Origin of the sequence: Pseudomonas solani, from assembly GCF_026072635.1 — a bacterium.
GTDB lineage: Bacteria > Pseudomonadota > Gammaproteobacteria > Pseudomonadales > Pseudomonadaceae > Metapseudomonas > Metapseudomonas solani.
Genome location: NZ_AP023081.1, coordinates 3,409,427 through 3,431,509 on the forward strand (window position 1 = coordinate 3,409,427; position 22,083 = coordinate 3,431,509).

Annotated in this window: 19 protein-coding genes; 5 read left to right on the plus strand and 14 right to left on the minus strand. The window is 63.1% G+C overall.

Features of this window, described 5'->3' with window-relative positions:
• Positions 1-18 precede the first annotated feature (18 nt).
• The gene (ispH, locus tag PSm6_RS15480) at positions 19-963 is read left to right on the plus strand and encodes a 4-hydroxy-3-methylbut-2-enyl diphosphate reductase (protein WP_265167683.1); all 945 of its coding nucleotides are present in this window, start codon (positions 19-21) and stop codon (positions 961-963) included.
• Between the two features lie 54 nt (positions 964-1,017).
• On the opposite strand, the gene PSm6_RS15485 is transcribed toward ispH, so the two are convergent.
• The 8 genes from PSm6_RS15485 to PSm6_RS15520 form a co-directional block, all read right to left on the minus strand.
• Positions 1,018-1,455, minus strand: a complete 438-nt coding sequence (locus PSm6_RS15485; protein WP_265167684.1) for a type IV pilin protein — start codon at positions 1,453-1,455, stop codon at positions 1,018-1,020.
• Positions 1,455-5,759, minus strand: a complete 4,305-nt coding sequence (locus PSm6_RS15490) for a PilC/PilY family type IV pilus protein (protein ID WP_265167685.1) — start codon at positions 5,757-5,759, stop codon at positions 1,455-1,457. Before PSm6_RS15490 ends, PSm6_RS15485 begins: the two co-directional genes overlap by 1 nt.
• A 15-nt stretch (positions 5,760-5,774) precedes the next feature.
• Positions 5,775-6,119, minus strand: a complete 345-nt coding sequence (locus PSm6_RS15495; protein WP_265167686.1) for a hypothetical protein — start codon at positions 6,117-6,119, stop codon at positions 5,775-5,777.
• 15 nt (positions 6,120-6,134) lie between these two features.
• Positions 6,135-6,677 carry a pilus assembly PilX family protein gene (locus PSm6_RS15500; protein WP_265167687.1) on the minus strand — a complete coding sequence of 181 codons (543 nt, stop codon included), beginning with the start codon at positions 6,675-6,677 and terminating at the stop codon, positions 6,135-6,137.
• A gap of 9 nt (positions 6,678-6,686) precedes the next feature.
• Positions 6,687-7,496: a PilW family protein gene (locus tag PSm6_RS15505; RefSeq protein ID WP_265167688.1), complete on the minus strand. Its 810-nt coding sequence runs from the start codon at positions 7,494-7,496 to the stop codon at positions 6,687-6,689.
• Positions 7,493-8,068, minus strand: a complete 576-nt coding sequence (gene pilV, locus PSm6_RS15510) for a type IV pilus modification protein PilV (RefSeq protein WP_265167689.1) — start codon at positions 8,066-8,068, stop codon at positions 7,493-7,495. Before pilV ends, PSm6_RS15505 begins: the two co-directional genes overlap by 4 nt.
• Positions 8,055-8,573, minus strand: a complete 519-nt coding sequence (locus PSm6_RS15515; RefSeq protein ID WP_043243741.1) for a GspH/FimT family pseudopilin — start codon at positions 8,571-8,573, stop codon at positions 8,055-8,057. The genes pilV and PSm6_RS15515 overlap by 14 nt, the downstream gene beginning before the upstream one ends.
• A 113-nt stretch (positions 8,574-8,686) precedes the next feature.
• Positions 8,687-9,196 carry a GspH/FimT family protein gene (locus tag PSm6_RS15520; protein ID WP_184488762.1) on the minus strand — a complete coding sequence of 170 codons (510 nt, stop codon included), beginning with the start codon at positions 9,194-9,196 and terminating at the stop codon, positions 8,687-8,689.
• 42 nt (positions 9,197-9,238) lie between these two features.
• Between PSm6_RS15520 and thiO the strand changes: the two genes are divergently transcribed.
• Positions 9,239-10,336, plus strand: a complete 1,098-nt coding sequence (gene thiO, locus PSm6_RS15525; protein WP_265167690.1) for a glycine oxidase ThiO — start codon at positions 9,239-9,241, stop codon at positions 10,334-10,336.
• A gap of 12 nt (positions 10,337-10,348) precedes the next feature.
• Here the strand turns inward: thiO and PSm6_RS15530 are convergent, their stop codons facing one another.
• The 4 genes from PSm6_RS15530 to PSm6_RS15545 form a co-directional block, all read right to left on the minus strand.
• Positions 10,349-11,683: a sigma-54-dependent transcriptional regulator gene (locus tag PSm6_RS15530; protein WP_021219360.1), complete on the minus strand. Its 1,335-nt coding sequence runs from the start codon at positions 11,681-11,683 to the stop codon at positions 10,349-10,351.
• Positions 11,684-11,685: 2 nt separating this feature from the next.
• On the minus strand, positions 11,686-13,278 hold the full coding sequence (locus PSm6_RS15535) for a sensor histidine kinase (protein ID WP_043243744.1): 1,593 nt from the start codon (positions 13,276-13,278) through the stop codon (positions 11,686-11,688).
• Positions 13,268-13,504, minus strand: coding sequence for a PP0621 family protein (locus tag PSm6_RS15540; protein WP_021219358.1), 237 nt, complete (start codon positions 13,502-13,504; stop codon positions 13,268-13,270). Before PSm6_RS15540 ends, PSm6_RS15535 begins: the two co-directional genes overlap by 11 nt.
• Positions 13,505-13,686: 182 nt before the next feature.
• A complete protein-coding gene (locus PSm6_RS15545; protein ID WP_021219357.1) occupies positions 13,687-14,706 on the minus strand; it encodes an outer membrane protein assembly factor BamD in 1,020 nt (339 codons plus the stop codon).
• Between the two features lie 148 nt (positions 14,707-14,854).
• Between PSm6_RS15545 and rluD the strand changes: the two genes are divergently transcribed.
• The 3 genes from rluD to clpB all read left to right on the plus strand — a co-directional run bounded on the left by rluD (position 14,855) and on the right by clpB (position 19,282).
• Positions 14,855-15,826, plus strand: coding sequence for a 23S rRNA pseudouridine(1911/1915/1917) synthase RluD (gene rluD, locus PSm6_RS15550; RefSeq protein ID WP_021219356.1), 972 nt, complete (start codon positions 14,855-14,857; stop codon positions 15,824-15,826).
• Positions 15,826-16,551 carry a peptidoglycan editing factor PgeF gene (gene pgeF, locus PSm6_RS15555; RefSeq protein WP_265167691.1) on the plus strand — a complete coding sequence of 242 codons (726 nt, stop codon included), beginning with the start codon at positions 15,826-15,828 and terminating at the stop codon, positions 16,549-16,551. Before rluD ends, pgeF begins: the two co-directional genes overlap by 1 nt.
• Positions 16,552-16,717: 166 nt before the next feature.
• Positions 16,718-19,282, plus strand: a complete 2,565-nt coding sequence (clpB, locus tag PSm6_RS15560) for an ATP-dependent chaperone ClpB (protein ID WP_021219354.1) — start codon at positions 16,718-16,720, stop codon at positions 19,280-19,282.
• Positions 19,283-19,340: 58 nt separating this feature from the next.
• Here clpB and PSm6_RS15565 read toward each other — a convergent pair whose 3' ends face one another.
• Together PSm6_RS15565 and PSm6_RS15570 are read right to left on the minus strand one after the other, a co-directional pair.
• Positions 19,341-19,673 (minus strand): PilZ domain-containing protein, encoded by a 333-nt coding sequence (locus tag PSm6_RS15565; protein ID WP_021219353.1) that lies wholly within the window; start codon positions 19,671-19,673, stop codon positions 19,341-19,343.
• 9 nt (positions 19,674-19,682) lie between these two features.
• A complete protein-coding gene (locus PSm6_RS15570; protein ID WP_021219352.1) occupies positions 19,683-21,995 on the minus strand; it encodes a DUF1631 domain-containing protein in 2,313 nt (770 codons plus the stop codon).
• Positions 21,996-22,083 lie beyond the last annotated feature (88 nt).

Below are 22,083 nucleotides of genomic sequence, written 5' to 3' on the forward strand. Positions count from 1 at the left end.
GGCCAAGAGGTAGACAGCATGCAAATCAAACTCGCCAACCCCCGCGGCTTCTGCGCTGGCGTCGATCGCGCCATCGAGATCGTCAACCGCGCGCTGGAAGTCTTCGGCCCGCCGATCTACGTGCGTCACGAAGTGGTACACAACAAGTTCGTGGTCGAGGACCTGCGCGCCCGCGGTGCGGTGTTCGTCGAGGAACTGGACCAGGTGCCGGACAATGTCATCGTTATCTTCAGCGCCCACGGCGTCTCCCAGGCCGTACGCCAGGAAGCCGACCGCCGTGGCCTGAAGGTCTTCGACGCCACCTGCCCGCTGGTGACCAAGGTGCACATGGAGGTCGCGCGCTACAGCCGTGACGGCCGCGAATGCGTGCTCATCGGCCATGCCGGGCACCCGGAAGTCGAAGGCACCATGGGCCAGTACGACGGCAGCAACGGCGGCGCCATCTACCTGGTGGAAAATGAAACCGACGTCGAAAACCTGGTGGTGCGCAACCCCGAGGCGCTGTCCTTCGTCACCCAGACCACCCTGTCCATGGACGACACCAGCCGCGTCATCGACGCCCTGCGCAGCAAGTTCCCCAGCATCGGCGGCCCGCGCAAGGACGACATCTGCTACGCCACCCAGAACCGCCAGGACGCGGTCAAGCAGCTCGCCGACGAGAGTGAAGTGGTCCTGGTGGTCGGCAGCCCCAACAGCTCCAACTCCAACCGTCTGCGCGAACTCGCCGAACGCATCGGTACCCCGGCCTACCTGATCGACGGCGCCGAGGACATGAAGCCGGAATGGTTCGAGGGCGTGACCCGCGTTGGCATCACCGCCGGCGCCTCTGCACCGGAAGTGCTGGTGCAAGGCGTGATCGAGCAACTCCGCGCCTGGGGCGCCGAGGTTGCTGTCGAGCTGGATGGTCGGCCGGAGAATGTCACCTTCTCGATGCCGAAGGAGTTGCGGCTGAAGGTGGTGTGATTCCTGCTGGAATGAAAAAAGGGCCCTGTTGGGCCCTTTTTTGTTTCTGTTGTCTTACCAGCAGCCTGTTGTCGCAGCGCCTTTGGTTCCGCGGCTATCCAGGGTCAGGTTGCCGCAGGAGTCTGCGGTTTGTGGTCCCTGGCGGGTAGCGGTGAGAATTACGCACTTATCGATGGTGGTGCCGGTGCAGGCGTTTGCGTTGATGCTGTAGCGCGCGTTTTCCGAGATGACTGCACCGTTCGCTGCAATGGCGATGCCTGCAGCATTGCGATAGGCGAGCCCGCCCGTACCCAGGTTGGTCGTGTAACTCTGATTCTGCGAATAGTAGCGCTCCTGGGCTTGCATGATCTGCATCAGCCAGGTCTGTCCATCGCTGCGCCCGGTGCGCATCACGTAGTTCTGATAGCTGGGGTAAGCAATCCCGGCAAGAATGCCGATGATCGCTACGACTATAAGCAGCTCTACCAGGGTAAACCCCTTCTGTTTGACCATCAGTTTTCTCTCCAGTAGAGGTCGCGTATCGCTTTATTGGTTTCGCATATCTGCGCGCCGTCCACGCACGTTGTATCAGGCGGTGTGCAGCCTTCGGCACCGCAGAGCAAGCCTACACGATTGTCGTCGCGCAGGATGGTCGCCGGTTTGGGCGGAATGCCGCCGTGGGCCAGGTCGAAGCTGCGTACCGGGGTTTTGGTGCCACTAACCGTCTGTGTGAACACTGCGCTGGCATCGATCAGGTTCAGTGCGTAGAAGCGGCCGCGCCCTACGTCCGGACCACAGGTGGTCGTTTGCTGGCCGCTGGGGCGGAACGTGGTGAAGAGTACGGACCCCGCGAAGCTGGTCGAGCTGGACAGGACTTTCTCGCCCGTGGGGAATCGGATGAACCAGCCACTGCTGTTCGCCAACAGGGTCGGGTTGGGCGTGTAGCTATCACCCGGTGTCAGTTGCGCATACAACGTGTTGATTTCCTGACGCTTGGTCGGAATGCCGGCAACGGCTGCAGCCTGGGCCTTGCTGATCAGATAGTTGTAGGCGTCGAACTGGGTGAGCGGTGGCGTTGGATCCTGCGCCGTGGCCTCTGCGAGTTGGGTTGCGTTCAGCAGGTTGCTGCTGGCGCTGTAAGCCTGGTTGGCCAGTGCCTGCAGCTCGGATTGCAGGGTCGATGCCTGGCCAGCCAAGGTCAGGCGTTCGCCCTCGAGGCTGGTCAGGAGATTGGCCTGGGTCACGAGCGGGGAGCTGATCGCCTCGAGGTTGGTCTGGTTCTGGGTTTCGGTACGAGCGATCAGATCACCGTTGGTGGTGCCGGCAGGAACCGCCGGGAGCCCACCGGGTAGGAGGCTCGTAAGCGATGTTTTGGCTGCGTCGAGCTGTGTCAGCTTGCTTGCGGCATCGCTATCTCCTGCAGGAGTGCCCAGGTTGTAGGCGGCGATGATCTGCGCCTGCAGTGCTGCGATCTGAGTGACCTTGTCATTGATGCCGCTCAGGTTTGTTATCAGAGTCTGCCGAGTCTGATAGGCCGCCGAAGATTCGTAGGCCTCCGTCAGGGTACTCAGGTCGCTTTCCTGGGCACTGGCGTCGCCCCCTGCTGCCTTGGTTGCCGTGATCTGGTTCTGCTTGGCGATGATGGCTGCATATTGGCTGGAAAGGTTGCTGTCGTTCAGTGCGGCGGTGATCCTGGCCTGAAGCGCGCCGACATCCGTTCCCTGGGCGTTGTCCAGTTCCGCAGCCTGGAAGCTGCTGGCGGCAGGGGTCGTCGGAGTCTGTGCATTGAGCTGGGCCAGAGCGCTCTGAGCGGATACCACCAGGCTGTGGGACTGCGTACGGCTGTCGGTTTCAGCCGCATGAGCCTTCACGTAGGGGTCGTTTCGGAGAATGGTGTCGATCGCGCTTTGCTTCTGATTGATCGTCGTATTGGTTTCCACCAGGGTGTTGAGCTTAGCGGTATAGCCAATACTGGTCTGGTAGGCGGTCAATGCATTGCGCGCGTTGGTTTCCGCTGCTGTGAGTGTGTCGATCTCCGCACGCTTGGTATTTATCTGGTTCTGGATGTCTTGGGCTTGCGCGCTGGTCAGGTTGACGCTGCTCACATCGACCAGATTGCTTTCGGTGATCGACGCGGTGCAGTTGGTGGTCACCGTTGCGGAGCAATAGGTGGGGGCCGAGTAGACGTTCTTGTCCCTGATTACATAGAAACGATCCAGTGCAGCCTCGCTCAGCGGGTGCCCACGATAACCGGAGCCGATGCTGATGGTGTAGTACGACTGGCCGCCGCGCTCCTTGATCAGCGCAACGTCAGGTTGATTGTAGAAGCGGCGGTTGTTTGTCGCGTCAGTGCCGCCGATGTTGGCGATACGGTTGCCAGTCGCGAAGTTGCTGGCGCTGGTGTTGCTCTGATTGATGTCAAAGCGGAAAATCTGCCCGCGTGTATCAGAGGTGAAAATGGTGTCGATCAGCCCGTCGCCGCCCAGGTCGACCAGCGCCGGGTCTGCCGGCATGCTGTTGGTCATGCTGGAAAGCGTGAGGTTTGCATCGGTATCGCCACTTGGGCCCGCCATCCACAGTTTTTGGCCCGTGTTTGCGTTCACCACATAGAGGGCGTTGCCATAGGAGTCGTTTTTCGGGTTGTCCGGCGTCGCATCGTTATCCTGGTTGGTATCGTAGCCACCGGTGAATATCAGTACGTCGGTTACTGTGCCGTTCCACTTGACCTTGGCTACCTTGGGGGTCGACCAGGTCTGCCCGAGGCGCGAGAAACCGGTGCTGCCGCCCGAGCCGCCGCGAATGACCCAATTCAGCTTGGGCTGGATGGTTGCCGGATCGCCTGCAGTGGTCGGCGTCATATCCAGCGAATAGTAGTTGCGACCGCCACGCCCCATGCCTGCATATAGGGTGACGCCGCTGACTGCGCGAAGGTTGGTGGTGGGGTTGCGAGTGCCGTAGGCCACCTTGAGGTCGAACTGGCCATCGATCCCGTACTTCTTGTTGATGCTCCCCTGGGGATCGTCGTAATAGGACTTCAGGTTGCCTAGCAGTTCCTTGGGGATGAACGAAAAGAGTTCGTTGCCATTGGCGGGATTGATCGCGCCGATGAAGCCTTCGTTGGTGCCATAGAACAGGGCGAGCTTGTCCTGTGTCGTGCCAGCGGAGATACGCGCGATGTCTTCATCGCTGGTGTATGCAACGACCTTGGGGGCGTTGTGCAATACGTCCGCGATCTGCGCGCGAATGCTGCTATCTGCCGGGTTGGTGCCGCGTGCCCAGGTGAGGAGGTTGCCTTTGTAGGCGTCGGTCATGCTCGCATCACCCAGCATTGCCTTGGTCAAGGCTGTATTGCTGTTGAGGAGCAGGTGAGCGGACCCGGTCAGGTTGACCGAAGTGGTACCGGCATTGGTGCGCGGCTCGAGGTTGCTGCCGGTATAGGTGTAGAGCTTGCGGTTGGCCGGGTCCGTCAAACGGCTGGCAGCGCCACCCAGGCCGGCATTCTTGCCGTCAGGCGAGGCGCTCCAGTAGCTCTGTGCGCTGTCCGCGAAGAAGCCGGTAGCGGAGTCGACCGCGTTGTTGCTGTTGGCATCCGTCACCACTAGGTTGCCGCTGCTGTCCGACGTCGCCTTGTATTTCTTGATATTGCCCAACCACCGGGCGCCCTTTGCAGGGCGGAACAATGCGTAGTAGAGATCGTTGCGGTAGCCGAAGTTGCTATAGGCGCTCACCGAAACCGTTGGTGTCGTGAAGGTGGTGTTTTCGGCAAGAATGTCGACGATGATCGACTTCAGCGAGGTCACCAGGCCCGATGTGTCATTGGTGGTGAAGAACTTGCCTTGGCCCAGGGCCGCAGTATCGCTCAGCAGGCGGGTGTCACTGATGTTGCCGAAGCCGATGGTGTAGGTCGAAATGGTCTGCTTGCCATTGACCGAGGCGGGGCCGTTGTCGTTATTGGCCAGCCACTCGGCCAGGCCCGGCATCCAGCAACCGGCGTTGGCTTCACCGTCTGTGGGATAGCCGCGGTTACAGGAGGTGTAATTGGTGTTGGCGGTGCCGGTACGAGTCAAGTTCTGGATAGCTGTGTTGCTGCCACTGTCATTGTTCGGCAGACCGTCGGTCAGCACGATAATGTTGGATTTCTGGCAGGAGTTCTGGATGGGCGACAGGTAGCTGGAGCCCGAATAGGATGCTGTTGCACTGTTCCAAGGATTGCGTGTAGTAGTGTTTTTGCCGTTCTCGATTACGCCTCGAGAACTATTGCCATACACCAAGGCTGCGCCCCGCATGTATTGCGCCGCCTCGTGGTAGGTCTCCAGCAGCGGCGTGGAGCCGCTGGCATAGTAACTGTTCAACTGGGTCTTGAAGGTATTGGCGACGGTGCCGGCCTGTTGGACCGGTACGTTGACGAATCCTCCTTCGTCGTCCGAGCTGAAACGGACGAGGCCGATATTGGAGTCGTTGGAGAGAGCCAACTCATCGACCAGTTGATTGACCACTTCCTTGACCACCTGGATGCGGGTCAATTGGCCGTTGTTGGTGCGGTTGGTCCTGGCTTCGGTGCTGGTACACCAGTCTCGAGGAATACCGTCCGAGGTTCTATCGATAGGGGTCAGGGAGTTGCAGTTGGTGCCAGGGACACCACTCTGCATGGAGCCGGATGTATCGATCACGAACAGGATGTTGGGGCGTACACGCTGATCCGCAGGCAGTTCACGTGTCGTGTAGATTTCCGTGTCATCAGCCAGTGCAGTGCTTAGCGAAAGGCTCAGGTACGCGAAGGCCGAGGCGCCTATGGCGAGTTGTCTCTTGATGCTCATGATGGTCCCTCGGATTTAATTCAGGAAAAGTTCGGTGACGGTTGGCGGTGTGCCAGGTTCGTAGAACACCGAGCCTTGCCAGTCGATTTTCATTCCCAGCTCGGAAAAGCTGCTGGGTTTGCCTTGAAGGTAAAGAGTGGTCTGTTTTGTCACTTGCATCTTCAGTGGTTCGCACCCGGTGCAAGGGGTGGCGAGGAGATAGCCCGAGGCTCCTTCATCAGCCTTGTTGGTCAGGTTGAGAATGATGATGGCGCTTTCGACATACTTGGGAGGCGCTTCTTGGGTTTCATCCGCCGAAGTCGAGGCAGCGAAAGTGGCTGCCAATAAGGCAACGGCGCTCAGCTTTGTGTACAGGTTCATATCTGGCTCCGAAGCTTATTTGAGGTTGAAGAAGACCAGGCCCTGGGTCTGGTCGGAATAGGCGCCGCTGGTACCGATGGTCGCGACGTTTCTCACTTCATACTGGCGGCAGGTGTAGTTACCGAAGGAATAGCCCTGGCCGAAACTGGCGCAATCCAGATCACCCATGCTGCGTAGCTTGGGCGTTTGAGGTATCGCGCTCGTAGCGGTCCGCGTCGTCAGGGTCTGCAGCTCACGAAGATTGGGGAAGCGCGCGATGATGGTCGCGTTAGACTCGCCATTGGGCGCGCTGGAGGGACTGGTGACAGCGGTTGCCTCCATCGCGGACATCAAGGGTTGACGATTGGCTACGACGTTGAAGCGCAAAAGTTGGGCGCGGATTTCCGTCTGGCTTGCCTGGAAGGCCGTATTGCGGAACTGATTGCTGCTGGCCATGCGTTCATCGTTCGTGGCAAAGCGAACGGCCGTGATGCCGGCAGCGGTCAGTACTACCAGAAACACCAGCGCGACAATCAGGGTGGCGCCGGCCTGAGAGGCGAGCGGGGGGACTGCTTTCATCGTCAGGCCTCAGTAGTTGTTCTTGAACTGGATGGTGGTGGTGAACACTTGCCGCGCCCGCCCATCGTTGAATGAGAGCGGAGCCCCATCCAGCAGGTAGAAGTTTCGCTGCGGCGGTGCCGGATTCAGGACATCGACCGAGTTGGCTAGCAAGGCGATGCGAACGGCAATGACCTTGGTCCAGTTGGTTACGCGGTCCGAGGACACGAATTGATTGACGCTTTTGGAGTCCCCGGCGGTATCCACGCCGTACTGCACCTGCAGGGCATCGATGCCGTCGATGAGTCGTTGCTGCGAGGTGAGTACTGATGCAGTGGTCCGATTGAATGATTTGCAGGCGAGCGCTGGGAGAGGGTTGTTGGCGTCCGGCTCCAGTATGAAATAAGTATTAGTCACTAAGTTATTATCGGGAACGGTAGCGCCCGCACAGTCGCGCTTTACCCCGTCGATGATAGGGGGCTCGAACGTGAAACTGACAACATCTGAGTTGCTGCCGCTACCGTTTACAGCGCAGGGATTGTTACTGGAATCGCCGACGCCACAGCCCTCTTTCTCGATGGGCAGGGGGCGATCCAGCGGGGCACCTGGAGACAGGTAGCCGCCCAGCCTGGCGCTCTGGCTGATGAACTCCAGCCCGAAGCGTCCATTCTCCTGAAGCTTGGACATGGCGTCGTTGGTGGCGAACGTCTGTTTACTGGCGATGAATACCTGGATCACACCAAGTAGCAGGATCAACCCAAGGGTCAGGCCGATCATCAGTTCGACCAGGCTCAGGCCAGCCTGGCGCTTGGACAGGTGGTAGGGGTACTTGTGATTCATCGTTGCACCTGCACGCTTCCGGACAGGTTCTGTCCGTTGGAGTTCTTCTCTGCCTTGCTCTGCCAGTTCGCCGTGATCGTGAGCTGAGTGCCAGAGGCGACGACGGCCAGGGGAGGAGTGCCGCTCGCGGCTAGAGCCATGAAGTCCCGGCTGTTGTAGCGGCCTTCACGAGCGGTAGCGTCAGCCAAGTAGGTGTTGTTGCCGCTGTAGGGACACTGGGCTTCCCAGCGGTCGAACGCCGCCATCTGTGCAGCTGTGCAGTTGGTCGCGTTGACCTTGGCACCACTGATGGGGTTGTAATAGTCAGCGCAGCGCTGGGCCGGGAGGTTGCTGCAGTTGGGCGCGCTGGCGTAACTGGCCAGCGCGGCCTCTGGATTGGCACGAACGCGCTCCGCGAGTTCCTGTACTACCCAGGTCGCCTGGGTACGCTGGCTGCTATCACCGGAGCTTTGCAGTGCATTGAGCTGCAAGGCCGCGAAGCCGAGCAGTCCGACCGCGAAGATCACCAGGGCGATCAATACCTCGATCAGTGAAGCGCCCAGTTGCTGGCGGGTGAAATTAGCAATCTGCATCGCGATTGACCTTCTTGATGGAGGCTTTGCCCATGGCGTTCACGTACACGCAGCGTGCAGTGGCGTCGTCTGCCTTGAGTTTGCTGGAGGTGACCTTGAAGGCCTGGGCGCTGATGCCGGACAACAAGGTGCCGTCGCGGCGGAATGTCAGCCGGTTGGTGGCTTGCAGGTAGGGGGAGTTGATCTGGACGTCACTCGGTGACCCCTGGAAGTTACGGATCACGGCCGCGTCGCTGCAATCGTTGATGGCGGTGGTGCCGACACACCAGCCATTGGTCCACCCGTCTTCATTGTTAGCCGCTGGGAGGACGACCACATTGGCATTCAGTTTGGTGGCCTCCACACGAGCGAATACTAGTGCGTTCATCAGCTCGCTGGCCTGCCCCCCCACGCGCTGGCGGATGACGAAGCCCGCAAGGTTAGGGAGTGCGATAGCGGCCACTATCCCCAGGATGATGACGGTCACCATCAATTCAATCAAACTGAACCCGCGTGTACGTTCCATGAAAGCTCCTCTGCTCAGCCTGTAAGCTAGCGAGCCGGAGAGGCAACCTCAAACACCCGAGGATGGTCGGCATTGAGTTGGGCACGAGCGGTATTCCTGGCCGTTCATTCAGACTATTCTTCTGCTTCCTTGAGAAACGACCTGCCTTGACGATTGACAACGATTCGCCGGCTTGTGCCAGAAATCTTTGATTTCACGAGAAATGTGCCGTTGCTCACGAACGTATGTCCCTGAGCGTTGAAGTGGAGGGCATGGCCGCCTCCCATGCCTCGCCAGGTGAGCTCCAGTCCATCGGGCAATTCAAGAACCCTTATGAGGTTGTGCTCGCTGCGGAGCAATCGCTCGCCTTCCCAGTCTTCGAAAATGCTCAAGATGCCGCTCCAGTCTCTGGAGCAGCGATTGTCGTCGTCCAGCGGGCACAGCGTGGTCCGCGCGTTGTGTGCCAACGCCTGATGCCGAGCAAGTTGGATGGAGTGGGAGAGTTCGCTGCTGAAAGATGAAAGCTTGTGCTGATCATGCATGTGCGTGATGGCGGGTGTTCCCAGGCCTAGCAGTATTGCTAGGCAGGCCAGGCCTATCAGCAGTTCGAGCAGGGTCAGGCCCTGATGCTTGTGTACGTCCATGTGTTGTTCTCCATTTCCCTGGAGTTCTAAGAGGAGGTTGTGGTGTCTGTCCTGATTGTTGGTGGGGGGGCGATAGGGTTACTGACTGCCCTTGAGCTTGCTGAAACAGAGCATGTCGTGCTTTTGGAGCGCCAGCGCGCTGGTCGAGAGTCCTCGTGGGCGGGCGGTGGAATTGTATCGCCGCTCTATCCATGGCGTTACAGCGATGCCGTGACGGCCCTGGCTCATTGGTCGCAGGACTTTTACCCGCCCCTCGGTCAGGAGTTGCTGCAGAAAACCGGAACCGATCCCGAGGTTCACGTAACGGGTCTGTATTGGCTCGATCTGGACGATGAGGTGCAGGCTCTGGCGTGGGCCGCAGAGCGCAATCGCCCGGTTTCTCGCGTGGCGATCAGCTCGGTCAAGGTTGCTGTTCCTACATTGGCCGAGGGCTACTCCACCGCCATCCACATGGCCGACGTCGCCAACGTCCGCAACCCTCGCCTGACTCGCGCCCTACGCGAAGCCCTGCTTCAACTGCCTAACGTCACGCTTCGGGAAGATTGCGCCGTCGATGGCTTCATTCACGAGGAAGGGCAGGTCGTTGGTGTTCGCACGGCGCAGGGCGATATCCGTGCCGATCGCGTTGTACTCTGCGCGGGGGCCTGGAGCGGGGAGTTGCTGGCGACGCTGGGGCTCGACCTGCCGGTGGAGCCGGTGAAGGGGCAGATGATCCTGTTCAAGTGCGCAGAGGATTTCCTGCCGAGCATGGTGCTGGCCAAGGGGCGCTATGCGATTCCGCGACGTGATGGCCACATCCTGGTGGGCAGCACCCTGGAGCACGAGGGATTCGACAAGACGCCGACCGAGTCGGCGCTGGAGAGCCTGAGGGCATCGGCGATCGAGATGCTGCCAGCCCTGGCGGATGCCGAGGTGGTGGGGCATTGGGCGGGGCTACGTCCGGGCTCGCCGGATGGCATTCCCTTTATAGGGCCGGTCCCGGGGTTCGATGGGCTCTGGTTGAACTGCGGCCATTACCGCAACGGCCTGGTGTTGGCGCCTGCGTCCTGTCGGCTGCTGACCGACCTGATGCTCGGGCGTGAGCCTATCGTCGACCCGGCGCCCTACGCGCCATCGGCGCGCTTGAAGCCGCTGGCCTGATCGGCCTGGGGATCAGTCGATCCCCAGTTTCTTCAGGCGGTAGCGCATCGAGCGGAAGGTCAGGCCCAGGCGTTGGGCTGCGGCGGTGCGGTTCCAGCGGGTTTCCTCGAGCGCCTGCATGATCAGCTTGCGCTCCACCTCTTCCAGGTAGTCCTCGAGATTGTCGATCTGCGCGAGGTCGGCTTCGCCGTTTTCGGAAGCCGCCGGTGCATCCGTCAGGCGCAGGTCTTCAGGCTGGATCTGGTCGTTCTCACACAGCGTGTAGGCCCGTTCCAGCATGTTTTCCAGCTCGCGGACGTTGCCGGGGAAGCGGTAGCTCTTGAGCTTCTCCATCGCATCGCGGGTGATGCTGGCCGCGGCGCTGCTGTCCGCCGCCAGGCGCTTGAGCATGACGTCGGCCAGTTGCGGGATGTCCTCGCGGCGCTCGCGCAGCGGAGGGACGCTGAGTTCGATGACGTTCAGGCGGTAATAGAGGTCCTGGCGGAAGCGTCCTGCAGCCACTTCTGCGGCCAGGTCCTTGTGGGTGGCGCTGAGGATGCGCACGTCCACTACCACTTCCTGCTGTCCGCCGATGGTGCGGACGGCTTTTTCCTGGATGGCGCGCAGCAGTTTCACCTGCATGGGCAGGGGCAGGTCGGCCACTTCATCGAGGAACAGGGTGCCGCCGTGGGCGGCCTGGAACAGGCCGATCTTGTCTTCGATGGCGCCGGTGAAGCTGCCTTTCTTGTGGCCGAAGAACTCGCTTTCCATCAGCTCCGACGGGATGGCGCCGCAGTTGACCGGTACGAAGGGGTCTTCATGGCGCGGGCCCTGCTCGTGGATCATGCGGGCCACCAGCTCCTTGCCGCTGCCGGATTCGCCGCTGATGTACACGGGGGCCTGGCTGCGGGCGAGCTTCTGGATCTGGTTACGCAGAGACTTCATCGGCGGGGAGTCGCCGAGCAGGCGGTTGTCCATCGGCGTGTCGCCGTTGCTGCTGGTGCGCAGGCGCAAGGCCGCAGCCACCAGCTCGCGAAGCCGGCCGAGGTCCACCGGTTTGGTGAGGAAGTCGAAGGCGCCGGCTTTCAGGGCGTTGACGGCCGTGTCCAGGCTGCCGTAGGCGGTAATCATGGCAACGGGCACTTGAGGGTGGCGTTGCTGGATGTGCTGAACGAGGTCGAGGCCGGTGCCGTCGGGCAGGCGCATGTCGGTGAGGCACAGGTCGAAGGGTTCGGCGGCCAGGAGCTCGCGGGCCTCTTTCACGTTGCGGGCGCTGCGGGTATCCAGCTTCATCCGGCCGAGGGTGATCTCCAGCAGTTCGCGGATATCGGGCTCGTCATCGACGATGAGTGCTTTCTGTCTGGTCATGGTCAGCTCAATTTGCGCGGGTGGGCAAAGGTTATGCGAAAGCAGCTGCCTCCGGTTTCGCGGGGCCTGTAGTCGAGACGGGCCTGGTTGCTCTCGCACAGCTCCCGTGAGATGTACAGGCCAAGCCCGGTGCCCTTGTTTTCGGTGGTGTAGAAGGGCTCGAAGATGTGCTGCACCTGCTCGGCGGGTACGCCGGCGCCGTCATCCATCACTTCCAGAACGGGCAGGTCGCTTTCCGGGTCGCGGAACAGCTTCAGCCAGACCTGTCCTACCTTGTTCTTCTGTGAACTGTAGCGCAGGCCGTTCTGTACCAGGTTGGTCAGTACCTGGGTGAGCTGGTGCGGGTCCATGCGGGTCTGGATGGTGCCGCTGTTGGTCTCGATGTGCAGCGTCTGGCCCGGGCCGGATGCGTTGCGGAATTCGCTGGCGAAGCGGTGCAGCCAGTACTTCAGGTCGAGCAATTGCGGCTCCGCCTGGCGGCGGCGGGAGAGCTGCAGGACGTTCTCGATCACCAGGTTCATACGCCGCGACTGGTCCTGGATGATCTGCGCCAGGCGCTGGTCCGGGCCGGTCAGCTCATCGGATTCCTGCAGCAACTGCGCCGCGTGGCTGATGGCACCCAGTGGGTTGCGTATCTCGTGGGCGATGCCGGCGGTCAGGCGACCCAGGGAGGCGAGCTTGAGTTGCTGGGCCTGTTGGGCGATCTGCGAGATGTCGTCGAGGAAGATCAGGGTGTCCCGCTGCTCGCCCCGCTGCAGGGAGACGAAGCTCGGTTGCAGCACCGGGCCTTCGGCCACCGCCTGCAGGCTCTGGGGACGCAGCGTGGGGTTGTCCAGCCACTGCTGAAGGCGTTTCACCAGCTCCGGGCTTTGCGGGTCGAGGACCTTGCCGGCCAGGTCCTCGCGGCCCAGCAGCGTCAGCGCACCCTGGTTGGCCAGGATTACGCGGTGCTGGGGGTCGAGCACCAGGATGCCGGTGCGCATGCGCTGCAGGATCAGGGCGTTGAGCGCTTCCAGGTTGGCGACGTCGGCGGCACGTTTTTCGGCCAGGGTCTCGCTCAGTTGCAGGCGCTTGCTGATGCCCTGGACGAAGAGGGCGGCGGCGAAGCACAAGGCACCCAGGGCGCCGGCCTGCACGTACTGGCTGGCGGCTTCCGGGCGGCTGAGGCTGAGGTAGAAGGTCAGGTAGATCATGCCGATGGCGGCGACGGCAGCGATCAGCAAGCCGACCCGGCCGCGCAGCAGGATGTTGGCGATCGCCACCGCAACTATCACCAGGTTGCCGATACCGCTCGGCGTGCCGCCCGCCGCATAGAACAGGCAGGACAGCAGGATCACGTCCACCAGCGCCAGGCTGAAGACCTGCAGCATGTGTTTCGGATGGCGGACCATCAGCGCGATGAGGATGTTCAGCAGCAGGTAGAACCAGCACGCATTGCGGAACAGCTGGGCGCGGGCCAGGTCGAGCAGTTCGCTGTCCAGCTCGCTGGAGATCAGTCCCACCAGTGCCAGGCCGATGAGCAGGCGGTAGATGTTGTAGAGGCGGAAGATGCGGCGTGCCGGCTGGCTGCCCAGCGCGGGGGCTTCAGCGCTCACCGCTGGAGGTGTCCTGTTCCAGGTGCGCGCGGCTGCAGTACCAGCGCTCGCCGTTGGCCAGCGCGTTGGCCTGGGGCACGTGCACGCCGCACTGGGTGCAGCGCACCATCGGGCTGGCGGTTTCGTCCACGGGCTTCTGCGGGCGCGGCGCCGGTGGCGTCTTCATGCGGCGCCAGACCCAGACGGCGGCGAAGATCACAACAATCCAGAACAGCAGGCGGACCATCCCAGTCGAGCTCACTTGTCGTTGAAAGGAGCGCAGTTTAGCCAAGCCGATGGTCGGCGCCCAGCGGGGAGGGCGCGAGCTGTGCATCAGGTCCCCTGGCCAGGCGCAAAAACAGGGAAGAGCACGTTTCGTGCGGATAAAAAAAGAGGCCCGCAGGCCTCTTCTTTACATCGCGGTCGTTCTCAGTCGAAAACGCCAAAGGTCATGTAGCTGAACCAGGAGCGGTCGCCGCTGCTGTTGGCTTCGGCTTCGTGCTGTTCTTCCTGCACTTCCTGCTGGTTCTCGGGCTTGAGCTCGTCCGGGATTTCTTCCTGGGCGTCTTCGTACTGCTTGATCACGTCCTGGTTGGCGCGGGTTTCGCCCGGCGGCAGCGGCGGCTCGCTCTCGATCAGGCCGAGGGTGGCCTTGGCCAGCCAGGAGCGGTTGTCTGCTTCTTCTTCGCGGGGTACGAACTGGCCGTCGACCAGGTTCGGGTGGTCCGGGTAGTTGAGCTTCAGGGTTTCCAGGCTGGTGGCTGCCAGGTCGTTCAGACTCAGGCGCTGGTAAGCCTCGACCATCACGGCCAGGCCATCGCCGACGGCAGGGGTTTCCTGGAAGTTTTCCACCACGTAGCGGCCACGGTTGGCGGCGGCGACATAGGCCTGACGGGTCAGGTAGTAGTGGGCGACGTGAATCTCGTAAGCAGCCAGCAGATTGCGCAGGTAGATCATGCGCTGCTTGGCGTCCGGTGCGTAGCGGCTGTGCGGGTAGCGGGTGGTCAGCTGGGCGAACTCGTTATAGGAGTCGCGGGCAGCGCCCGGGTCGCGCTTGGTCATGTCCAGCGGCAGGAAGCGGGCGAGCAGGCCACGGTCCTGATCGAAGGAGGCCAGGCCCTTCAGGTAATAGGCGTAGTCGACGTTGGCGTGCTGTGGGTGCAGGCGGATGAAGCGCTCGGCGGCGGACTTGGAGGCTTCGGGCTCGACGTTCTTGTAGTAGGCGTAGATCAGTTCCAGCTGGGCTTGCTCGGCATAACGACCGAACGGATAGCGGGACTCGAGGGCCTTGAGCTTGGATACGGCGCTGGTATAGCTCTTGTTGTCCAGATCGGCCTGAGCCTGCTGGTACAGCTCGGACTCGCTCAGGTTCTCGTCTACCACCTCTTTGGAGGAGCAGGCGGCGGTTAGGGCGAGAATAGCGATCAGCAGCAGGTGTTTCACTTGCATAGCGGCTTGCGTCCCTGTGACGGCTGGCTGTCTTGGGCGGAGCCGTCCTGTTATGATGGGCGCCCTGGGCTCCCCCAGGACAAAGACGCCGTATTTAACCACAAGCGCGTGGCCGAAACCAAAGGCTGCGCCCCCGCCGTTTCCGAGCATGTCCCCAATTATCAAGCAGGTCATCCAACTCAGCGCCGAGGTGCCGTCCGAACTGGGCGGGCAACGCCTCGATCAGGTCGCTGCACAGCTCTTCGACGAGCATTCGCGTTCGCGCCTGGCCGCCTGGATCAAGGACGGCCTGCTCACGGTCGACGGCCAGGTGCTGCGCCCGCGTGACACTGTTTACAGCGGTGCCGTGCTGGAGCTCAACGCCGAGCAGGAATCCCAGGGTGAGTGGGTCGCCCAGGACATCGCGCTGAACATCGTCTACGAGGACGACCAGTTGCTGGTGCTGGACAAGCCCGCCGGGCTGGTGGTCCACCCCGCTGCCGGGCATGCCGATGGCACCCTGCTCAATGCCCTGCTGCACCATGTGCCGGACCTGGCCAACGTGCCCCGTGCCGGCATCGTGCATCGCCTGGACAAGGACACCACCGGCCTGATGGTGGTAGCCAAGACCCTGGAAGCCCACACCAAGCTGGTGGCGCAGCTCCAGGCCCGCACCGTCAGTCGCATCTACGAGGCCGTGGTGGTCGGCGTGATCACCGCCGGCGGCAAGGTCGATGCCCCCATCGGTCGTAGCTCCCAGCAGCGCCAGCGCATGGGCGTGGTGGCTGGCGGCAAACCGGCGGTCAGTCATTACCGTGTGCTGGAGCGCTTCCGCTCGCACACCCATGCCCGGGTCAAGCTGGAAACCGGGCGCACGCACCAGATCCGCGTGCACATGTCCTATGTGAATTTCCCGCTGGTGGGTGACCCCGTCTACGGCGGCCGCTTCCGTATTCCTCCGGCAGCCAGCCAGACGCTGGTCCAGACCCTCAAGGACTTCCCCCGCCAGGCCCTGCATGCCCGCTTCCTCGAGCTGGACCACCCGGTGACCGGCGCGCGCATGAAGTGGGAGTCGCCGCTGCCCGACGATATGGTCTGGCTGCTCACCCTGCTGCGCCAGGACCACGAGTCCTTCAACTGATGAATGACTGGCTGACGCCCGACTGGCCTGCACCCGAGCGGGTTCGTGCCTGCGTCACCACCCGTGCCGGGGGCTTCAGCGAGGCCCCCTTCGACAGCTTCAATCTGGGCGATCACGTCGATGACGTTCCCGCTGCCGTTGCCCGCAATCGCCAGCGCCTGGTCGAGACGCTCGGCTGCCAGCCCGCCTGGCTCAGCCAGGTGCACGGCGTGCGCGTGGTCGAGGCCGATCCGACCTGTGTCGAGACGGCCGATGCCAGCTGGAGCTCGACGCCCGGAATCGCCAGCCTGGTGATGACCGCCGATTGCCTGCCTGCCCTGTTCTGCGATCGCGCCGGCACCCGTGTCGCGGCGGCCCACGCCGGTTGGCGCGGGCTTGCCAATGGCGTGCTCGAAGCGACCCTGAATGCCCTAGACCGCCCGGCGGACCAGGTGCTGGTCTGGCTCGGCCCGGCCATTGGCGTCGATGCCTTCGAGGTCGGGCCGGAAGTGCGCGACGTCTTCGTCGCCCAGCACCCGCAAGCCGAGTCGGCCTTCCGCCCGAGCCACAACGAAGGCCGGTTGATCGCCGATATCTACGCCCTGGCGCGCATCCGTCTCGCTGCACGGGGCGTCACCGCTGTCTTTGGCGGCGGCTTCTGTACCGTCACCGATCCGCGTTTCTTCTCCTACCGTCGCGCCTCGCGCACCGGGCGATTCGCCAGCCTCGTCTGGCTCGTCGACTGACTTTTCCTCCTGCGGATCGCCGCGCCGACCGTCGTCGACTGACCTCCGTCAAGTCGCGATGGCTTGAATCGCCCAGAATCGTCCTTATCTAGACTTCATCTCGGCGGGCTTCTCGTCTCCGGAGCCTTCATCGCTCCAGCCCGCTCTTTAAAGGAAGGACTGCCCTATGCGAATCGACCGTTTGACCAGCAAGCTGCAACTGGCGCTCTCCGATGCCCAGTCCCAGGCCGTGGGCCACGATCACCCGGCCATCGAACCCTTTCACCTGATCCTCGCCCTGCTCGACCAGCAGGGCGGCTCCATCAAGCCCCTGCTCATGCAGGTGGGCTTCGACATCGCCGCCCTGCGCAGCGCCCTGACCAAGGAGCTGGACGGGCTGCCGAAGATCCAGAACCCCACCGGCGACGTGAACCTGTCCCAGGACCTGGCGCGCCTGCTCAACCAGGCCGACCGCCTGTCCCAGCAGAAGGGTGACCAGTTCATCTCCAGCGAGCTGGTGCTGCTCGCCGCCATGGACGAGAACACCAAGCTCGGCAAATTGCTGCTCGGCCAGGGCGTCACCCGCAAGGCGCTGGAGAACGCCATCGCCAACCTGCGTGGCGGCCAGGCGGTCAACGACCCCAACGTCGAGGAATCCCGCCAGGCGCTGGACAAGTACACCGTCGACCTGACCAAGCGCGCCGAAGACGGCAAGCTCGACCCGGTGATCGGCCGTGACGACGAAATCCGTCGCACCATCCAGGTCCTGCAGCGCCGCACCAAGAACAACCCGGTGCTGATCGGCGAGCCCGGCGTCGGCAAGACCGCCATCGCCGAAGGCCTGGCCCAGCGCATCGTCAACGGCGAAGTACCGGATGGCCTCAAGGACAAACGCCTGCTGTCCCTGGACATGGGCGCACTGATTGCTGGCGCCAAGTTCCGCGGCGAGTTCGAGGAGCGCCTCAAGGCGGTGCTCAACGAGCTGTCCAAGCAGGAAGGCCGGATCATCCTGTTCATCGACGAGCTGCACACCATGGTCGGCGCCGGCAAGGCCGAAGGCGCGATGGATGCCGGCAACATGCTCAAGCCCGCGCTGTCACGCGGCGAGCTGCATTGCGTCGGCGCCACCACCCTGGACGAATACCGCCAGTACATCGAGAAGGACGCCGCCCTCGAGCGCCGCTTCCAGAAGGTGCTGGTGGACGAGCCCAGCGAGGAAGACACCATCGCCATCCTCCGTGGCCTCAAGGAGCGCTACGAGGTGCACCACGGTGTGACCATCACCGACGGCGCCATCGTCGCCGCCGCCAAGCTGTCGCACCGCTACATCACCGACCGCCAGCTGCCGGACAAGGCCATCGACCTGATCGACGAAGCCGCCAGCCGCATCCGCATGGAGATCGACTCCAAGCCGGAAGCGCTGGACCGTCTCGAACGCCGCCTGATCCAGCTGAAGATCGAGCAGGAGGCCCTGAAGAAAGAGGACGACGACGCCGCCCTCAAGCGCCTCGAAAAGCTCAAGGACGACATCGCCCGCCTGGAGCGCGAATACGCCGACCTGGAAGAGATCTGGAAGTCCGAGAAAGCCGAAGTGCAGGGCTCGGCGCAGATCCAGCAGCGCATCGAGCAGGCCCGCCTGGACATGGAGGCCGCCCGTCGCAAGGGCGACCTGCAGCGCATGGCCGAACTGCAGTACGGCATCATCCCCGACCTCGAGCGCAGCCTGCAGATGGTCGACCAGCACGGCAAGACCGAGAACCAGCTGCTGCGCAACAAGGTCACCGACGAGGAGATCGCCGAGGTCGTCTCCAAGTGGACCGGCATCCCCGTCTCGAAGATGCTCGAAGGCGAGCGCGAGAAGCTGCTGAACATGGAGGCCATGCTGCACAAGCGCCTGATCGGCCAGGACGAAGCCGTGGTCGCCGTGGCCAACGCCGTGCGCCGCTCCCGTGCGGGCTTGTCCGACCCGAACCGGCCCAGCGGCTCGTTCCTGTTCCTCGGCCCGACCGGTGTCGGCAAGACCGAGTTGTGCAAATCCCTGGCCGAGTTCCTCTTCGACACCGAAGAGGCGCTGGTACGCATCGACATGTCCGAGTTCATGGAGAAGCACTCCGTGGCACGGCTGATCGGCGCGCCTCCGGGCTATGTCGGCTATGAAGAGGGCGGCTACCTGACCGAGGCCGTGCGTCGCAAGCCGTACTCGGTGGTGTTGCTGGACGAAGTCGAGAAGGCCCACCCGGACGTCTTCAACGTCCTCCTGCAGGTGCTGGAGGACGGTCGCCTCACCGACAGCCACGGCCGTACCGTGGACTTCCGCAACACGGTGGTGGTGATGACCTCCAACCTCGGTTCCGCGCAGATCCAGGAACTGGTAGGGGATCGCGAAGCCCAGCGCGCGGCGGTGATGGATGCGGTGAGCAACCACTTCCGCCCCGAGTTCATCAACCGTATCGACGAGGTGGTGGTGTTCGAACCGCTGGCTCGCGAGCAGATCGCCGGCATCGCCGAGATCCAGCTGCAGCGCCTGCGCAAGCGCCTGGCCGAGCGGGAGCTGAACCTGGAGCTGTCCAGCGAGGCGATGGACAAGCTGATCGCCGTCGGCTACGACCCGGTCTATGGTGCGCGCCCGCTGAAGCGCGCCATCCAGCGCTGGATCGAGAACCCCCTGGCGCAACTGATCCTGGCTGGCAAGTTCGCCCCGGGCATCGCCATCAGCGGCAAGGTGGAAGGCGAGGACATCGTCTTCGTCTGATACCGTCCAGCCGGAAAGAAAAAGCCCCGCATTGCGGGGCTTTTTAGTGTGCGCGGCCTCAGATGTGCCGGAGCAGCACGTCCAGGGACGCGGCCTGGTCTTCGGCCAGGTCGATGATGTGGAAGCCGGCCCAGCTGTGCTGGCCGTCCGCACCCGGGCGGCTCCACAGGCAATCGGCGCCCAGGCGCACTTCGCTGACGCCCTCCACCGGCGTGGCCGAGACGATGCGGCATTCCCACACCGAATCGGTGGCCAGCGGCGACTCGCTGAACAGCATGAAGCCATCGGCGGAGAGGTCCACCACCCGGCCCAGGCGCTGGGCGGAGTGCAGGTCGTAAACCTCCAACTGGAGTTCCGTGGCGTGGCGGCTGCTATGTCGACGGTCTTCCATGGGGGCTCCTTAGCTCGGCTCGGCATTGCGGCCAGTGAAACGTTGCAGGACGCGGTAGATGGCGCCCAAGGCGCGGTCCACCAGCGGTGCGTTGTGTTCCGGGGCGATGATGCGTGCCAGCCCCTGTTCCATCTCGCTGGCCAGCAGCGTGATGGGCTTGATGGCGACGCGCTGGCCGCTGTGGTCGACGAACATGTAGTTGCGCGTGGTCGGGCTGTACCAGGACAGCTTGAGCTTGCGCCCCTGGCCCTCCTCGACGAACTCGAACCAGGTGTTGAACTCCAGGCTCTCCAGCTCCTTGACCAGCAACTGGGCGCGCGGCGACAGGCCCGACGGGCGTGCCGGCGCCAGCAGCCCGGCGTCTTCGCCGAGCATTTCGCTGAGCGGGCTCTTGGGCAGGTCGGGGTTGATCTGCGCTGCCAGCTGCGGCTGCTTGCCCTGCACGGCGTGCTGGCACGCCACCAGGTCCTGCAGCAGGCGGCGGATACCGTCCTCGTGGTAGCCACCGAGCAGTTCCAGGCCCTTGCGCAGGTCTTCCAGCAGGGCCACGCGCAGGCCTTGCAGGCGCTCGCGGCCGTTGGCATCCAGCGGTGTGCCACTCCAGGCCAGCTGCTCGGCCACTTCCCGCGAGCGTCGCCATTCCTCGCCACGGTCGCCGTGGCGCAGCAGTACGAAGACCAGCACGTCGCTCCAGGTCTGTTCGAGGAAGTTGCGGATGATGCTCGGCGGTTCGCGCCCGGCCAGCACCTTGGCGATGGCGTCCACCGCCTGCTGGCGTGCGCTGAGCAGTTTGTCGCGGCCCTTGGCCGCCTCGACCGCGCGGCGTTCGCGCAGCTCGACCTTGTGGCGCAGGGTGGCGACGTATTCGTTGAACTCGTCCAGCAGGCTGTCGAACAGCTGCAGGTCGCCGATGAAGCCGTGGATGATCCGCTCCACTACCCATTGCATCTTCGACAGCAGCCCGCGCTCCTCGCCTTCGCCGCCATAGAGCACGCCGGCCTGGGCCATGGTGTTGAGCAGGCGCCGGGCGGGGTGGTGATGCTGGGTGAACAGCGCCTTGTCCTGCAGCGCCACCTTCAGATAAGGCGTGTGCAGGTGGGAAAGGGCGGTCTTGCAGCTGTCCGGCAGGTTGTCGTCGTCGAGGATGAAGTCGAAGAGCATGCCCACCAGGTCGATGACGTCGGCTTCCTGGTCGGAAAGCTTCTGCTGCCCCGGCAGGCTGCTGTGGGTTTCCAGTTGCTGTTGCAGGTCGGCCTTGAGCCCGTCCACCCGCTGCGGCTGTTGCAGGCGCGCGGCGAGTTCATGGGCCGACTGCTGCTGCAGGCGGTTGAGCGCTTCCAGCAGTTCCGCTGCGCTGTAGGTGCGCGTGGCACCTCGCGGGGCGTAGCTGGCGATGCTCGGGGTACCGCCGAGCAGCGGTGTGTCGAGGTTACGCTGGCGGTGTTCCTCCAGCAGTGCGGCCAGGCCGCTGAACAGGGCGCCCGGGTCCAGGGGCGGCGGCGCTCCGAGGTCGGCGGGCGGCGGTGGCAGGGGTGCGGCTGGCGCGTGCTGCTCGCTGCGGGCGGCCGGTGCGGGCTGGCCATTCACCGTTGCGCTGCGCGCCGGGCTGGGGGCCCGTTGCGCGGTGTATTTGAGGTTGGGCAGCACGCCGGCTTCTATAAGGCGTTTGTTGAGTGCGTCGTAGAGCGTCTCCAGGCCCTGCATCACATGCTGGTCGAAGAGCATGTAAAGGATGGTCTTGATGCGCAGCGGGAAGGGCGTCGGCTCCAGGGCTTCGCGGAAGGCCTGGGCGATGGCCTGGGGACCGAAGGGGTTGCTGTCCTCGCCTATCTTCTTGCCGTTGTTGAGCAGCGCCAGGCGCTGGTCGAGGGCGAATAGCGACTGCGCGCAGCGTGCCTTGACCCGGCTGACCATATTGGTGACCAGCAAGCTCTCTTCATAGGCCTCGTTCTGCACCAGCTCCAGGCGGTCGGCATCCATCTCGGCCGCCGTCTGTTCCGGTTTGAGGGTGCCATCGAGGAAATCGGCGAACTGCTGGGCGATGCGCTGGTGATAGGCGCGTTCGATCTGCGGCCGCTGCTTGCGCACGTCGCGCATGCTGTCGAAGAACAGCGTCTGCACCTGGTTGTTCTCGGCCTTTTCGGCGCATTCGAACAAGGTGTCGTCGACCTGGGCGAAAACGCCGGTCAGGTGTTCCGCCAGCCGGTTCATCACCAGCTTGCGGCAGCTCTGCACCAACTCGCCGAAGCGTGGCTGGATACCACGGCTGGCAAGGATGGTTTGCGGGCGGGAGGAAGGGGGAGGGGTGTCCTGGGTGCTCATGGACTGTCCTGCCGGGGCCGTTTGGCCGGCGCGTCCTGTAGGTGATCTTGAATAGGCACAGATATAGCAGTCGGCCAGACAACTGCAA

What these genes read in the sequence shown, in the direction of transcription:
- ispH (WP_265167683.1), top strand. Translation starts at nt 19, where the DNA reads ATGCAAATCAAACTCGCCAACCCCCGCGGCTTCTGCGCTGGCGTCGAT.
- PSm6_RS15485 (WP_265167684.1), bottom strand. Translation starts at nt 1,455, where the DNA reads ATGGTCAAACAGAAGGGGTTTACCCTGGTAGAGCTGCTTATAGTCGTA.
- PSm6_RS15490 (WP_265167685.1), bottom strand. Translation starts at nt 5,759, where the DNA reads ATGAGCATCAAGAGACAACTCGCCATAGGCGCCTCGGCCTTCGCGTAC.
- PSm6_RS15495 (WP_265167686.1), bottom strand. Translation starts at nt 6,119, where the DNA reads ATGAACCTGTACACAAAGCTGAGCGCCGTTGCCTTATTGGCAGCCACT.
- PSm6_RS15500 (WP_265167687.1), bottom strand. Translation starts at nt 6,677, where the DNA reads ATGAAAGCAGTCCCCCCGCTCGCCTCTCAGGCCGGCGCCACCCTGATT.
- PSm6_RS15505 (WP_265167688.1), bottom strand. Translation starts at nt 7,496, where the DNA reads ATGAATCACAAGTACCCCTACCACCTGTCCAAGCGCCAGGCTGGCCTG.
- pilV (WP_265167689.1), bottom strand. Translation starts at nt 8,068, where the DNA reads ATGCAGATTGCTAATTTCACCCGCCAGCAACTGGGCGCTTCACTGATC.
- PSm6_RS15515 (WP_043243741.1), bottom strand. Translation starts at nt 8,573, where the DNA reads ATGGAACGTACACGCGGGTTCAGTTTGATTGAATTGATGGTGACCGTC.
- PSm6_RS15520 (WP_184488762.1), bottom strand. Translation starts at nt 9,196, where the DNA reads ATGGACGTACACAAGCATCAGGGCCTGACCCTGCTCGAACTGCTGATA.
- PSm6_RS15530 (WP_021219360.1), bottom strand. Translation starts at nt 11,683, where the DNA reads ATGACCAGACAGAAAGCACTCATCGTCGATGACGAGCCCGATATCCGC.
- PSm6_RS15540 (WP_021219358.1), bottom strand. Translation starts at nt 13,504, where the DNA reads ATGGTCCGCCTGCTGTTCTGGATTGTTGTGATCTTCGCCGCCGTCTGG.
- PSm6_RS15545 (WP_021219357.1), bottom strand. Translation starts at nt 14,706, where the DNA reads ATGCAAGTGAAACACCTGCTGCTGATCGCTATTCTCGCCCTAACCGCC.
- rluD (WP_021219356.1), top strand. Translation starts at nt 14,855, where the DNA reads ATGTCCCCAATTATCAAGCAGGTCATCCAACTCAGCGCCGAGGTGCCG.
- pgeF (WP_265167691.1), top strand. Translation starts at nt 15,826, where the DNA reads ATGAATGACTGGCTGACGCCCGACTGGCCTGCACCCGAGCGGGTTCGT.
- clpB (WP_021219354.1), top strand. Translation starts at nt 16,718, where the DNA reads ATGCGAATCGACCGTTTGACCAGCAAGCTGCAACTGGCGCTCTCCGAT.
- PSm6_RS15565 (WP_021219353.1), bottom strand. Translation starts at nt 19,673, where the DNA reads ATGGAAGACCGTCGACATAGCAGCCGCCACGCCACGGAACTCCAGTTG.
- PSm6_RS15570 (WP_021219352.1), bottom strand. Translation starts at nt 21,995, where the DNA reads ATGAGCACCCAGGACACCCCTCCCCCTTCCTCCCGCCCGCAAACCATC.